This is a genomic window from Mesorhizobium cantuariense, from assembly GCF_042647205.1.
GTDB classification, from domain to species: domain Bacteria; phylum Pseudomonadota; class Alphaproteobacteria; order Rhizobiales; family Rhizobiaceae; genus Mesorhizobium; species Mesorhizobium cantuariense.
This window is the reverse complement of sequence record NZ_JBHRVD010000001.1, coordinates 951,757-964,638: the sequence shown is the minus strand read 5'-3', so window position 1 is coordinate 964,638 and position 12,882 is coordinate 951,757. Positions and strand designations below refer to the sequence as shown.

Annotated in this window: 13 protein-coding genes; 8 read left to right on the top strand and 5 right to left on the bottom strand. The window is 63.3% G+C overall.

From position 1 onward, the window contains the following. Positions 1-10 precede the first annotated feature (10 nt). The 8 genes from murA to yacG all read left to right on the top strand — a co-directional run bounded on the left by murA (position 11) and on the right by yacG (position 5,334). On the top strand, positions 11-1,303 hold the full coding sequence (gene murA, locus ACFOJ9_RS04545; RefSeq protein ID WP_378977098.1) for a UDP-N-acetylglucosamine 1-carboxyvinyltransferase: 1,293 nt from the start codon (positions 11-13) through the stop codon (positions 1,301-1,303). A gap of 91 nt (positions 1,304-1,394) precedes the next feature. Then, positions 1,395-1,829: a DUF2948 family protein gene (locus tag ACFOJ9_RS04540; RefSeq protein WP_378977096.1), complete on the top strand. Its 435-nt coding sequence runs from the start codon at positions 1,395-1,397 to the stop codon at positions 1,827-1,829. A 7-nt stretch (positions 1,830-1,836) separates the two neighbouring features. Next, the gene (gene hisD, locus ACFOJ9_RS04535; RefSeq protein ID WP_378977094.1) at positions 1,837-3,129 is read left to right on the top strand and encodes a histidinol dehydrogenase; all 1,293 of its coding nucleotides are present in this window, start codon (positions 1,837-1,839) and stop codon (positions 3,127-3,129) included. A gap of 6 nt (positions 3,130-3,135) precedes the next feature. Continuing rightward, a complete protein-coding gene (locus ACFOJ9_RS04530; protein WP_378977092.1) occupies positions 3,136-3,621 on the top strand; it encodes a UPF0262 family protein in 486 nt (161 codons plus the stop codon). Next, entirely contained in the window at positions 3,609-4,070 is a 462-nt protein-coding gene (locus ACFOJ9_RS04525) for an arsenate-mycothiol transferase ArsC (protein ID WP_378987554.1), read from the top strand. The genes ACFOJ9_RS04530 and ACFOJ9_RS04525 overlap by 13 nt, the downstream gene beginning before the upstream one ends. 200 nt (positions 4,071-4,270) lie before the next feature. Further along, positions 4,271-4,489, top strand: a complete 219-nt coding sequence (gene infA / locus ACFOJ9_RS04520; protein ID WP_006200926.1) for a translation initiation factor IF-1 — start codon at positions 4,271-4,273, stop codon at positions 4,487-4,489. Between the two features lie 21 nt (positions 4,490-4,510). Beyond that, positions 4,511-5,140, top strand: coding sequence for a Maf-like protein (locus ACFOJ9_RS04515; protein ID WP_378977090.1), 630 nt, complete (start codon positions 4,511-4,513; stop codon positions 5,138-5,140). After that, the gene (gene yacG, locus ACFOJ9_RS04510; RefSeq protein ID WP_378977088.1) at positions 5,137-5,334 is read left to right on the top strand and encodes a DNA gyrase inhibitor YacG; all 198 of its coding nucleotides are present in this window, start codon (positions 5,137-5,139) and stop codon (positions 5,332-5,334) included. The genes ACFOJ9_RS04515 and yacG overlap by 4 nt, the downstream gene beginning before the upstream one ends. Positions 5,335-5,336: 2 nt before the next feature. Here the strand turns inward: yacG and melA are convergent, their stop codons facing one another. From melA to ACFOJ9_RS04485, 5 genes are all read right to left on the bottom strand, one after another. Further along, complete coding sequence (gene melA, locus ACFOJ9_RS04505; protein WP_378977086.1) at positions 5,337-6,707, bottom strand: alpha-glucosidase/alpha-galactosidase; 1,371 nt, start codon at positions 6,705-6,707, stop codon at positions 5,337-5,339. Between the two features lie 19 nt (positions 6,708-6,726). Further along, positions 6,727-8,394, bottom strand: a complete 1,668-nt coding sequence (locus tag ACFOJ9_RS04500; RefSeq protein WP_378977084.1) for an ABC transporter ATP-binding protein — start codon at positions 8,392-8,394, stop codon at positions 6,727-6,729. Between the two features lie 10 nt (positions 8,395-8,404). Beyond that, positions 8,405-9,544, bottom strand: a complete 1,140-nt coding sequence (locus ACFOJ9_RS04495; protein ID WP_378977082.1) for an ABC transporter permease — start codon at positions 9,542-9,544, stop codon at positions 8,405-8,407. After that, positions 9,545-10,552 (bottom strand): ABC transporter permease, encoded by a 1,008-nt coding sequence (locus ACFOJ9_RS04490; RefSeq protein WP_378977080.1) that lies wholly within the window; start codon positions 10,550-10,552, stop codon positions 9,545-9,547. It abuts the gene before it with no gap. Positions 10,553-10,679: 127 nt separating this feature from the next. Then, positions 10,680-12,764, bottom strand: a complete 2,085-nt coding sequence (locus ACFOJ9_RS04485; RefSeq protein ID WP_378977078.1) for an ABC transporter substrate-binding protein — start codon at positions 12,762-12,764, stop codon at positions 10,680-10,682. Between the last annotated feature and the right edge of the window lie 118 nt (positions 12,765-12,882).

Genomic DNA, 12,882 nt, shown 5'->3' with positions numbered 1-12,882 from the left:
ACGCTCTTCCATGGATCGCATCAGAATTGTCGGGGGCAACAAGCTCTCCGGAAGCATTCCGATCTCGGGCGCGAAAAACGCGGCGCTGCCCCTGATGATCGCCTCGCTCCTGACTGACGACACGCTGACGCTGGAAAACGTGCCGCATCTGGCCGATGTCGAGCAGCTGATCCGCATTCTGGGCAATCACGGCGTCGACTATTCGGTCAATGGCCGGCGCGAGAAGCAGAACGAGGGCTATTCACGCACCATCAACTTCTCCGCCCGCAACATCGTCGACACGACGGCGCCTTACGAGCTGGTGTCGAAGATGCGTGCGTCGTTCTGGGTGATCGGCCCGCTGCTGGCCCGCATGGGCGAAGCAAAAGTGTCGCTGCCGGGCGGTTGCGCCATCGGCACGCGCCCGGTCGATCTGTTCCTCGAAGGCCTGCAGGCACTGGGTGCCGATATCGACGTCGACACCGGCTATGTCATCGCCAAGACCCGGAACGGCCGGCTTGTCGGCAACCGCTACATCTTCCCGAAAGTCTCGGTCGGCGCCACCCATGTGCTGATGATGGCGGCGGCCCTGGCCAAGGGCGAGACGGTGCTGGAAAATGCGGCTTGCGAGCCTGAGATCGTCAACCTCGCCGAATGCCTCAATGCCATGGGCGCGAAGATTCATGGCGCCGGCTCGCCGACCATCACCATCGACGGCGTCGAATCGCTGTCGGGCGCGCGCGTGCGTGTCATTCCCGACCGCATCGAGACTGGCACCTATGCCATGGCCGTCGCCATGACCGGCGGCGACGTCGTGCTCGAAGGTGCGCGTGCGGATCTGCTGCAGACCGCGCTCGACGTCATCGCCCAGACGGGTGCGGAGATCACCCCGACCAATTCCGGCATCCGTGTGAAGCGCAACGGCGCCGGCATTTCGCCGGTCGACGTGACGACAGCGCCGTTCCCGGCCTTCCCGACCGATTTGCAGGCACAGTTCATGGGCCTGATGACCATGGCCAAGGGCAAGTCGCGCATCACCGAGACGATCTTCGAGAACCGCTTCATGCATGTGCAGGAGCTGGCGCGGCTCGGCGCCCACATCACGCTTTCGGGCCAGACGGCGATCGTCGACGGCGTGCCCAAGCTGAAGGGCGCGCCGGTCATGGCGACCGATCTTCGCGCCTCTGTCTCGCTGGTCATCGCCGGCCTGGCGGCGGAAGGCGAAACCACGGTCAACCGCGTCTACCACCTCGACCGCGGCTTCGAACGGCTGGAAGAAAAGCTGTCCAACTGCGGCGCGGTAATCGAACGGATTTCCGCATAGGCCAATCGCAAGGCCTTGCGGTGCGGTTGCGCGGACGGGAAAGACCGCCTAACAGAAGGTTCAGTTATCAACCTTCAGGTGCGAAATCCGCATGACCGGCCTTAAGCTTATCGCGCTCGACGATCAGGACCTGAGCATTGTTTCGGCCCATGTCCAGGACGCCGTCCTGAAAGTCAGCGACCTCGAATTTCTGCCTGCGGCCAAGCGTTTCTTGCTGACCATGAACCGGTTCGTCTGGGAGGCCAAAACAGGCCTGTTTCGCCAGCACAATGAGCGGCGGCAGGCCGTGCTGCATTTCGACCGCGTGCTCGGCGCCAAGACCAGCGGCATCGACCGCGACAAGCCTGCCGAAATCCTGTCGCTGCTGGCGATCAGCTTCATCGAGATCAGTAAGCCGGCCGGCATCGTCGAGCTGATCTTTGCGGGCGGCGGCGCGATCATGCTCGATGTCGAATGCGTCGAGGCCCGCCTTGCCGACATCGGCGGGGCGTGGGAAGCCACCTCGCGCCCCATCCACAAGGCCTGAGCGTCCGATGGCCATCACGCTTCGTCAGTCCGACGCCGATTTCGAGCAGCGTTTCGCCGCCTTCCTGTTGACCAAGCGGGAAGTGTCCGCCGACGTCGATGCCGCGGTGCGCGACATCATCGCGCGCGTGCGCGCCGAGGGCGACGCGGCATTGATCGACTATTCGCAGAAGTTCGATCGCGCCGATCTGGCTGGACTTGGTATCGCCGTCTCGAAGGACGACATCGCCCAGGCCTACAAGGCCGCCGACCCAAAGACGATCGAGGCGCTGGAATTCGCGCGCGACCGCATCCGCTCCCATCATGAGCGGCAGCGGCCGAAGGACGACCGCTATACGGATGCCACCGGCGTCGAGCTCGGCTGGCGCTGGACGGCGGTCGAGGCGGTCGGGCTCTATGTGCCGGGCGGCACGGCGAGCTATCCAAGCTCGGTGCTGATGAACGCCGTGCCGGCCAGAGTGGCCGGGGTCGAGCGGATCGTCATGGTCGTGCCGGCGCCGGGTGGCATCATCAATCCGCTGGTGCTGGTGGCGGCCGATATATCAGGCGTGTCGGAAATCTACCGCATCGGCGGCGCGCAGGCGATCGCAGCGCTTGCCTATGGCACCGAAACGATCCGGCCGGTCGCCAAGATCGTCGGCCCGGGCAACGCCTATGTCGCGGCGGCCAAGCGGCAGGTGTTCGGCACCGTCGGCATCGACATGATCGCCGGGCCGTCGGAAGTGCTTGTCGTGGCCGACGGCAGCAACGATCCGGACTGGATCGCCGCCGATCTGCTGGCCCAGGCCGAGCACGACGCCTCGGCGCAGTCGATCCTGGTCACCGACGATCCAGCCTTCGGCACCGCTGTCGAACAGGCGGTCGAGCGCCAGTTGCAGAGCCTGCCGCGCGCCGAGACGGCAGCAGCGAGCTGGCGCGATTTCGGTGCCGTGATCGAGGTCGCCACGATCGAGGCCGCGCTGCCGCTGGTCGACCGTATCGCCGCCGAACATGTCGAATTGGCAATCGACGACGCCGAGGATTTCCTGTCGCGGATGCGCAATGCGGGTGCCGTCTTTCTCGGCCGCCACACGCCGGAAGCCATTGGCGACTATGTCGGCGGCTCCAACCATGTGTTGCCGACGGCGCGCTCGGCGCGCTTCTCGTCCGGCCTGTCGGTGCTCGATTTCGTCAAGCGCACCTCGATCCTCAAGCTCGGACCGGAGCAGTTGCGGATCTTGGCGCCGGCGGCGATCGCGCTGGCCAAGGCGGAAGGCCTTGAAGCACATGGCCGCTCCGTCGCCATACGGTTGAACATGTAGGCGGCGATGTCGGACTCCGATCAAACCCGCGCCAGGCTGATCGATGTCGAACTCGATGAATCGATCGGCCGTTCGACACCCGATGTCGAGCATGAACGCGCGGTGGCGATCTTCGACCTGATCGAGGAAAACAGTTTTCAACCCGTCAATGACAACGGCGCCGGCCCTTATAAGCTGAAACTGTCGCTGGCCGAGCAGCGCCTGGTGTTTGCCGTGGCGCGCGAGGATGGTGCCGCCGTCGTCACCCATATCCTGTCCTTGACGCCGCTCAGGCGCATCGTCAAGGACTACTACCTGATCTGCGAAAGCTACTACGACGCCATCCGCTCCTCGACGCCGAGCCATATCGAGGCGATCGACATGGGCCGCCGCGGCCTGCACAATGAAGGCTCACAGACATTGATGGACCGGCTCTCCGGCAAGATCGACATCGACTTCGATACGGCGCGCCGGCTGTTCACGCTGGTCTGCGTGCTGCACTGGCGGGGTTAGCCCTGGCACCCGGCGCCCTGCCCCGTTCGATCCTGTTCCTGTGCGGCATGAATGCCGTGCGCTCGCCAATGGCAGAGCAACTGGCGCGCCGCATGCTGCCCGCCACCGTCTTCGTCGCTTCGGCCGGCGTTCGCGCCGGCGAGCGCGATCCGTTCGTCGATGCGGTGCTGGCCGAGGAAGGTCTCACGCTGGGCGAGCGTCACCCAAGGACGATGGACGATCTCGAGGACGACTATTTCGATCTCATCGTCACGCTGGCGCCCGAAGCGCACCACACCGCACTTGAACTCACCCGCTCGCTCGCCGTCGAGGTCGAATACTGGCCGACGCCGGACCCGACCGGTGCCGGCGGCACGCGCGAACAGATCATGGCAGCCTATCGGGACGTGCGCGAGCGGCTGAAAGCGCGGATCGGACGCCGATTCGCGCCTCCGGAGGCCGCCGATTAAGCGTGTTCACAAGCGGACGATTATCATATAGGTTCCGCCGAAATTCCGGCTAGAGTCGGATGATTTCAGGTCTGTTCGACCTGAAATCTGAATCCGCCTCTAAACCAAAGAAGTAGAGCATGATGTCGTCCGAAAACCGCTTTACACTTTTCGGCATCATGCTCTAAGCGCCGGAACTGCCATCCAAGCAAAGGTATCGAATGCCGAAGGAAGAAGTCCTCGAGTTTCCGGGTGTCGTGACGGAATTGTTGCCCAACGCGATGTTCCGGGTGAAGCTCGAAAACGAACACGAAATCATCGCCCATACGGCCGGCCGCATGCGCAAGAACCGCATCCGCGTGCTGACCGGCGACAAGGTTCTGGTCGAGATGACACCATACGACCTGACCAAGGGCCGCATCACCTATCGTTTCAAGTAAGCAAAGCCCGACTGGTCCGCGATGAGCATTTTGCAGAAGCTGGTGCTTGCCTCGGGTTCGCCGCGCCGGATCGAACTCTTGCAGCAGGCCGGCATCGAGCCGGACCGCGTGCTGCCGGCCGATGTCGACGAAACGCCGCTGCGTGCCGAGCATCCGCGCTCGCTGGCCAAGCGGCTGTCGAAGGAAAAGGCCGAGAAGGCGTTCGCCTCGCTGACAACCGAAGCCGATCACGTGCCCAGCTTCGTGCTGGCCGCCGACACGGTGGTTGCCGTCGGGCGGCGTATCCTGCCCAAGGCCGAGACCCTTGACGACGCCGCCAACTGCCTTGGGCTGTTGTCGGGCCGTTCGCACCGGGTCTATTCCGGCATCTGCCTGATCACGCCGGGTGGCAAACTGCGCCAGCGGCTGGTCGAGACGCGGGTGCGCTTCAAGCGGCTGCCGCGCGAAGAGATCGACGCGTATGTCGCGTCGGGTGAATGGCGCGGCAAGGCCGGCGGCTATGCCGTCCAAGGTCTCGCCGGCGCCTTCGTCGTCAAGCTGGTCGGCTCCTACACCAACATCGTCGGGCTGCCGCTGTATGAGACCGTCGCGCTATTGAGTGGCGAAGGCTTCAAGGTGCATGGCGGCTGGCTGGCGGGAACCCGGCTATGAATTCGGATTCCAAAGTCACGCCCTTGCGCCCAAAGCGCCCCTGCCCCGAATGCGGCAAGCCATCGGCGCGCGACACCTTTCCGTTCTGCTCGACACGCTGCAAGGACACCGACCTCAATCGCTGGCTGAAGGGCGCCTATGTCATCAAGGCCCGCGATGACGAGGAAGAGACGGATCCCGACGCTCCGAAATGAGGCTAGGCGGCCTCGTTCTTGCGCTTCAAGCGCGCCCAGGCCGGCAGCCAGTCACCATGAGCAGCGAGAAGATCATCGACCAGTGACCAGATCTGGTCGAGATCGAGTTCGGCGGCTGTGTGCGGGTCCATCATCGCCGCATGGTAGATGTGCTCGCGGTTCTCCGTCATCAGCGCCCGCACCGTCAGTTCCTGCACGTTGATGTTGGTGCGCATCAGCGCGGTCAATTGCGGCGGCAGCTCGCCAATATAGGTTGGCTGGACGCCGGAGGCATCGACCAGACACGGCACTTCGGCGGCGCAATCCCGGGGCAGCGAGGTGATGCAGCCATTGTTGCGGACATTGCCGTAGATCACCGACGGCTCGCCGGTCCAGACCGAATTCATGATCGAGGAGGCATATTCCCGGGACTGCTCGACCTCGATGCGATCGGCCGAACGATAGGCTTCAGCCTGTCCCTTCCAGCGCTCGATCTGTTCGATGCAGCGCTTGGGATATTCATCCAGCGGGATGCCGTATTTCTCGATCAGGTCCGGGCGGCCGTCCTTGATGAAATAGGGCGTGTATTCGGCGAAATGCTCCGAGCTCTCGGTGACGAAATAGCCGAGCCTGGTCAGCATCTCGTAGCGCACCTTGTTGGGGCAGCGCGGGTTCCAGCCGGGCTTGGGCGCGCGGCCTTCGCGATAGGCGCGCACGAGATCGGGATAGAGGTCGCGATAGGAGCCGTCCGGCTGGCGATGTTCGACGCTGAGATAGAAGGCCATGTGGTTGATGCCGGCCGAGCGGTAGCGGATCTCCTCGTAGGGAAGGTCGAGGTCCTCAGCCAGTTCCATCGCCGTGCCCTGCACCGAATGGCAGAGGCCGACCTGCCTGATCTCAGGGTATTTCTCCGATATCGCCCAGGTGTTGATCGCCATCGGGTTGACATATTGCAGCATGATCGCGTCGGGGCAGACGGCGAGCATATCCTCGCAGATTTTCCACAGATGCGGCACGGTCCTCAGGCCCCGCATGATGCCGCCGACGCCGAGCGTGTCGGCGATCGTCTGGCGCAGGCCGTATTTCTTCGGCACTTCGAAGTCGGTGACCGTGCACGGCTCGTAGCCGCCGATCTGGAAGGCGACGACGACGAAATCGGCGCCGGCCAGCGCCTTGCGCTGGTCCGAATGGGTCTCTGCCTTCGCCTTGACGCCGAGCGTCGCGATCAGCTTGTTGACAACGATGGCGCTCTCTTCCAGCCGCTGCGGATTGATGTCCATCAGCGCAATCGTCGCGCCGGAAAGCGACGGACGTTGCAGCACGTCGCCGACAATGTTCTTCATGAACACAGTCGAGCCGGCACCGATGAAAGTGATCCTGGGATTTCTTGCCATGCTAACCTCCGGCATATGTTCAGGCCACATCGAAAGCGGCCCTGACGAGCCGTTCGGTGTAGGCGGTCTTGGGATTGGACAGGACGTCGTCGACAGGCCCCTGCTCGACGATCTTGCCGTTCTGCATGACGATGACGCGGTGGCACAGCGCGCGCACCACCTTGAGGTCGTGCGAGATGAAGAGGTAGCTGAGGCCGCGCTCGTCCTGCAGCTTGCGCAGGAGGTCGATGATCTGCGCCTGGACGGAGAGGTCGAGCGCCGATGTCGGCTCGTCGAGCAGGATGAATTCGGGTTCCAATGCGATGGCGCGGGCGATCGCGATGCGTTGGCGCTGGCCGCCGGAGAATTCGTGCGGAAACCGCGACAGTATATCGCCCGGCATGCCGGCGCTGACCAGCGCGTCGCGCACCCGTTCGACGCGCTCGCGCCGCGTCGCCCCGATGCTGTTGACGATCAGCCCTTCCTCGATGATCTGGCCGATCGTCATGCGCGGGTTGAGCGAGGAGAAGGGATCCTGGAAGACGATCTGCATGCGCGAGCGCAGCGGCCGCATCTCGGCCCGCGACAGGCCGTGGATCGGCTTGCCGTCGAAACGGATTTCGCCGCGCTTGGCATCGATCAACCGGAGCAGAGCCTGACCGAAGGTGGTCTTGCCGGAGCCGGATTCGCCGACCAGCCCCAGCGTCTCATGGCGGCACAGGCTGAGGCTGAGATCGTCGACGGCGACCAGCTCTCGCCAATCCGGCTTTAGGAATGTGCCGTGGCGCAGCATGAATGAGACGCGCACGTCGCTGGCCTCGAGAATGGTGCCGCAGCCCGCTGGCAGCGGTTTCGGCTGCCCGTGCGGCTCGGAAGCGAGCAGCCGCCTCGTATAGGGATGCTGCGGATCGGCGAAAAGCCGCTCGGTGACGTTGTGCTCGCACATTTCGCCATGCTGCATGACATAGACGTAGTCGGAGAACTGGCGCACCACGGTCAGGTCGTGGGTGATCAGGATCACCGCCATGCGCAGCTCTTTCTGCAGGCTGCGGATCAGGTTCAGGATCTGCGCCTGGACGGTGACATCGAGCGCCGTGGTCGGCTCGTCGGCGATCAGCACATCGGGATTGTTGGCCAGCGCCATGGCGATCATCACTCGCTGGCGTTGCCCGCCCGATAGCTGGTGCGGGTATTGCTTGAGCCGCGCGGCAGGATCGGGAATCTGCACGTTCTGCAGAAGTTCGAGTGCTCGCGCCCACGCCTGCTTGCGGCTGACCTTGCGATGCACCCTGATCGCCTCGACGATCTGGCTGCCGACCGTATAGATCGGGTTGAGCGAGCTCATCGGCTCCTGGAAGATCATCGAGATGCGGTTGCCGCGCAATTTGCGCCGGGCGCTCTCGGGAAATTTCAGGATGTTTTGCCCGTCATAGCAGACGCTCGATCCGGGCGACACCGTGGCGCGCCGCGACAGCAGTCCCATGACGGTGCGCGCCGTCACCGACTTGCCCGAACCGGATTCGCCGACGATGGCGATCGTCTCGCCGCGATAGAGCTGGAACGAGATGTCCTTGACCGCGTCGACGACGCCATGCTCGACCTTGAAGGCCACGGCGACGTTGCGGGCGTCGATGATGGGCTGGTCCTGGCGTCCGTCATGGTCGTGGCGGACGATCGGTGCGAAGGATTCGGCGAGCGCGACGGACATCTGTGCCACCTCAATAAGGGTCGACGGCGTCGCGCAGGCCGTCGCCCAGCGCGTTGAAGGCAAAGACGGTGACGAGCACGAAACCGACCGGCGACAGGATCCAGGGATAGGTGCCGATGACGGAATAGGTCGCGGTGTCCTGCAGCATCAGGCCCCACGAGATCAGCGGCGGCTTGACGGCGAAACCGAGGAACCCGAGGAAGGATTCGAGCAGCACCACCGTCGGGATCGCCAGCGTCACGGCGACGATCACATGGCTCATCACATTGGGGAAGATGTGCTGCAAGATGATGCGCCGGTCGGTGGCGCCGACCGCCATGGCGGCGCGCACATACTCGATCCGCGCCAGCGCCAGCGTCTTGCCGCGTACCTCGCGCGACATCTGCGCCCAGCCCAATGCCGACATGACGATGATGACGAAAGCGAGGAAGACGTTGGTGGGAGCGGTGACCGGGATCAGCGTCGTCAGCGCCAAATAGAGCGGTAGTTGCGGAAAGGCGAGCACCAGTTCGACGAAACGCTGCATCCAGACATCGAACCTGCCGCCGAAATAGCCGGAGACCATGCCGACGGTGGTGCCAATGACGGTGATGATGAAGACGACCGTCAGCGCGATCATCAGCGAGACGCGTGAACCATGGATGGCGCGCGACAGCACGTCGCGGCCGAATTTGTCGGTGCCGAGGAAATGCACCGGCTGGCCGTCCAGCGAGCCGAACAGATGCCGGTCCGCCGGCAACAGCCCGAACAGCTTGTAGGGCGCGCCATGCACGAAGAACCCGAGCAGCCTTGGATGGTCATAGTCGGGACCGACGACGGGCTGGAAAGTGACCGGATCGAGGTCCGCCGAATCGGCGAGCGCATAGACCCTCGGCCGTGCGGTGAAACCGCCGTCTCTGTCATGGAAGCTTGGCAGCTGCGGCGGAGCAAAGCCGACATCCGTGACCTTCGGGTCCATTGGCGCCATGAACTCGGCGAACACGGCCATCACCAGCAGGAGCACGACCAGCCAAAGCCCGGCCATGCCGGTCCAGGAACGCTTCAGCCGGCGCCAGACAAGCGCGATGTAGCTCTCATTGCCGCGCGCCGGTTTGGCTACGATGGTGCCTTCGGCCGGTAGCGGTGGAGGTGATGGATCGCGCGCCAACATCTAACCCTCCCCGAACTGGCGGACGCGTGGATCGAGCAGGACGAGCAGCATGTCGGCGACGATGTTGCCGACGATCAGCGTCGCCGACAGGACCATCATGAAGGTAGCGGTGACATAGACGTCGCCGACAGCCATGGAGCCGACGATCGCCGGGCCGACGGTCGGCAGCGCGAAAATGATCGCGGTCTCGATCTCGCCGGTCAGCATGTAGGGCAGCACCACGCCCTGATACATGACGAGCGGGTGCAGCGCGTTGGGTACGGCATGGCGCATGACGACGGCGGCGCCGGTTAGCCCCTTGGCCCTGGCTGTCTCGACATATTGCGCGTTCAGCGTATCGAGCAGATTGCCGCGCATGACACGCATATTGTAGGCGAGGCCGCCGAAGGTGGCGATCGCCACGACCGGCCAGACATGCTTGACCAGGTCGACGAACTTGGCCCACGACCACGGCGCGCCGCCATATTGCGGCGAGAAGAAGCTGCCGATCTCCGACACGTTGAACTGGAAGACCATGAGATAGACGATGATCAGCGCCATCAGGAAGCGCGGCACCGTCATGCCGAGGAAGGAGATGGCCGACAGCGTCGAGTCGATCCAGGTGTATTGCCGTGTCGCCGCCCATATGCCGAATGTGATGCCCAACACCGAGGCGAGCAGATGGCATACTAGCGCCAGGAGCAGCGTGCGCGGCAGACGCTCGCCGACCACATCGGCGACCGGCTTGTTGTAATAGAGGCTGTAGCCGAAATCGCCCCGGGTGATGATGCCACCGATCCAGTTGAGATACTGCACGGGCAGCGGCTTATCGAGGCCATGCTCGATGCGATAGGCGTTGGCCTGTGCGTCGGCTTCGGCGAATGACGCTCCGCCCTGATTGATAAGCTGCGAGCGGATGTAATCGGCATAGTCGCCCGGCGGCGCCTGGATGATGGCAAAGGTGACCAGGCTCAGAATGGCGAGGACCGGTATTGCCGACGCTATGCGCGTGAGCAGGAATCGCAACATGGACGGTCCGTTTCCTTGTCTCGCCGATCGCGCCTTTTGTGCGTCCGGAGGTTGGCTTTGTCCGGCCGCGCCAGCGGCGCGGCCGGAGTTCTCTTGGTCAGGGAGGAAAACCTAATTCATCGGACCCTTAATTCATCGGACCCTTGTCTCCGGGTTTGCCGGGCAGCTCCTCAGGGAACAATTCGTATTTCGCCTGCTTGTCGGCGGCGACGAAGACCCGTTCGCGGATGATCGAATCCTCAGCCCAGTTGAACATGAAGATCGGCGTGCCCTGCGGAATGTTCGAGAAGCGCTTGTTGACGATCAGCGCGCCAGGATATTCCGTCAGGCCGACATTGTAGACGTGCTCTGTCGAAATCTTCTGGAACTGCTTCATCAAGCTGGCGCGCTGGTCATTGTCCTCAGACGAGACGAACTTGTTGACGATGTCGACGAGGTCCTTTTCGAATGGCATCAGGTCTACCTCGCCGCTTTCAGGCGCGCGGTGGTTCCAGCTGGTCTTCGGGCCAACGGGAGCGAGTTGCTCGGTGTTCTGCACCACCGATGTCAGCTCCTGGTCGTTGCGCCGGATCAGCCAGTCGAAGCGGCCGGAATATTGCGAGGCGTCGCGCTGGGTGCCGTTGAGCCCGTTGAGCACGACCCGAATTCCGAGCTTTTCCATCTGGGCGACGACGCCTTCGGCAAGGCTCTTGTCGGTTGTGTAGTCGTTGTTGACCAGCATCACGATCTCGACATTCTTACCGCCGGCGGTGCCGGCCGGGAAGTTCACGAAACCGTCGCCGTCCGTATCCTTGAGGCCGGCTTTGGCGAGTTCCGCCTTGGCGCCCTCGAGGTCGAAGGGGTAGTAGACGGTCGAATCGCGGTCATAGAAGCTGGTGCCCGACGACAGGCCGCCGGCATAGATGGCGGTGAACGGACCCTTGACCAGCGAGTCGCCGAGCGCCTTGCGGTCGAGCGCCATGGTGACGGCCTTGCGGAAGTCCTCGTTGCGGTTCAGCTCGCGCACGGCTTGCCCGCGTTCGTCCGGGTTGCCCCAGCCATTGGCAGAAAAATTCATGCGCAGATTGTAGCCGATGAGCCGCGGGCCGAAGGCCAGGCGTGCGGGCGCATTGGCCTCCGCCGCACGCTTCAGCGAGGCGACGAAGTTTTCCGGCTGCTCCAGGTTGGAGAAGTCGGCCGAGCCTGATACGGCCTGGACGTCGCGGTCGGCCCAGGTCGACAGCTTGTACTGCAGTTCGTTGAGGTAAGGCAGCTGGTTGCCCTTCTCGTCGACCTTCCAGTAGTAGGGGTTGCGGCGCATGACGATGATGTCGTCCGGCCGGTATTCGACCGGTACCCAGGCGCCCATCACCGGCATGTTCATGAATTCCGGCGGAAAGGCGTTCTTGAACTGGTCGTAGGTGTTCTTCGAATATTTCGGATGCTGCGGCTTCAGGATGTGCGCGGGGCCCGGACAGAAGGTGCCATAGGCCATCGCATAGAGATATTGTTTCGGAAACGCATCCTTGAAGGTCCACTCGACGGTGTAATCGTCGATCTTCTTCAGCGTCGTGCCGACGCCGAAGGTTTCCGGTGTCGCGCCGTTCAGCGGCGAGACATTGGGATCGACGACCTCGTCGTCCCAATAGAACATGACATCGTCGGCATTGAAGGCAACGCCATCCGACCACTTCGCCCCTTCGACCAGATGCATGGTCAGCTTGTGGCCATCGCTCGACCAGTCCCAGCTCCTGGCCAGGTTCGGCAGCGGCTCGGTGTCCTTCGCCTCGACCTGGAACAGTGGCGCGGTGCGCGTCAGGCATTCGGAGAGGCCGATATCGATGCCGCCCCACCCTTGCGTCTGGCCGGCGCCGTAGTTCCAGCCTTCCGGCCGCCCGCCGATGACATGGCGCATCGTATCGCCGTAGACGCCAATGCCGTCCTGCATGTTGCCCGTCTTGAAGACCAGCGGCTCTTTCGGCAACCTGTCTTTCAGCGGCGGCAGCTTGCCGGTCTTGACGTATTTCTCGGTGACCCAGTCGGGCTCGTGATATTCGGGGAGCGCCTTGAACTCCAGGATGGAGTCACGCGCGACATAGTTGATCTTGCCCTCGGCGGGGAACGGTGTCGGCGCCGGCGGAACCGTCGGCTCGGAAGCGTATGCATTGAGTGCCGAGACCGAGACGCTCAGCGCCAGTCCGGCAGCAAGGCCGATATTGCGTAAATTCCTCACTGTCTCTCTCCCTCTTGTTTGTTCCGGAGCGTTTGCACCTGCTCCGCTTCTCCTCGAATTCAAACGGCTTCATGGCAGTGGATCCGCCTCCCTTGGATCCACCATCACCGCATGAGGT

What these genes read in the sequence shown, in the direction of transcription:
- murA (WP_378977098.1), top strand. Translation starts at nt 11, where the DNA reads ATGGATCGCATCAGAATTGTCGGGGGCAACAAGCTCTCCGGAAGCATT.
- ACFOJ9_RS04540 (WP_378977096.1), top strand. Translation starts at nt 1,395, where the DNA reads ATGACCGGCCTTAAGCTTATCGCGCTCGACGATCAGGACCTGAGCATT.
- hisD (WP_378977094.1), top strand. Translation starts at nt 1,837, where the DNA reads ATGGCCATCACGCTTCGTCAGTCCGACGCCGATTTCGAGCAGCGTTTC.
- ACFOJ9_RS04530 (WP_378977092.1), top strand. Translation starts at nt 3,136, where the DNA reads ATGTCGGACTCCGATCAAACCCGCGCCAGGCTGATCGATGTCGAACTC.
- infA (WP_006200926.1), top strand. Translation starts at nt 4,271, where the DNA reads ATGCCGAAGGAAGAAGTCCTCGAGTTTCCGGGTGTCGTGACGGAATTG.
- ACFOJ9_RS04515 (WP_378977090.1), top strand. Translation starts at nt 4,511, where the DNA reads ATGAGCATTTTGCAGAAGCTGGTGCTTGCCTCGGGTTCGCCGCGCCGG.
- yacG (WP_378977088.1), top strand. Translation starts at nt 5,137, where the DNA reads ATGAATTCGGATTCCAAAGTCACGCCCTTGCGCCCAAAGCGCCCCTGC.
- melA (WP_378977086.1), bottom strand. Translation starts at nt 6,707, where the DNA reads ATGGCAAGAAATCCCAGGATCACTTTCATCGGTGCCGGCTCGACTGTG.
- ACFOJ9_RS04500 (WP_378977084.1), bottom strand. Translation starts at nt 8,394, where the DNA reads ATGTCCGTCGCGCTCGCCGAATCCTTCGCACCGATCGTCCGCCACGAC.
- ACFOJ9_RS04495 (WP_378977082.1), bottom strand. Translation starts at nt 9,544, where the DNA reads ATGTTGGCGCGCGATCCATCACCTCCACCGCTACCGGCCGAAGGCACC.
- ACFOJ9_RS04490 (WP_378977080.1), bottom strand. Translation starts at nt 10,552, where the DNA reads ATGTTGCGATTCCTGCTCACGCGCATAGCGTCGGCAATACCGGTCCTC.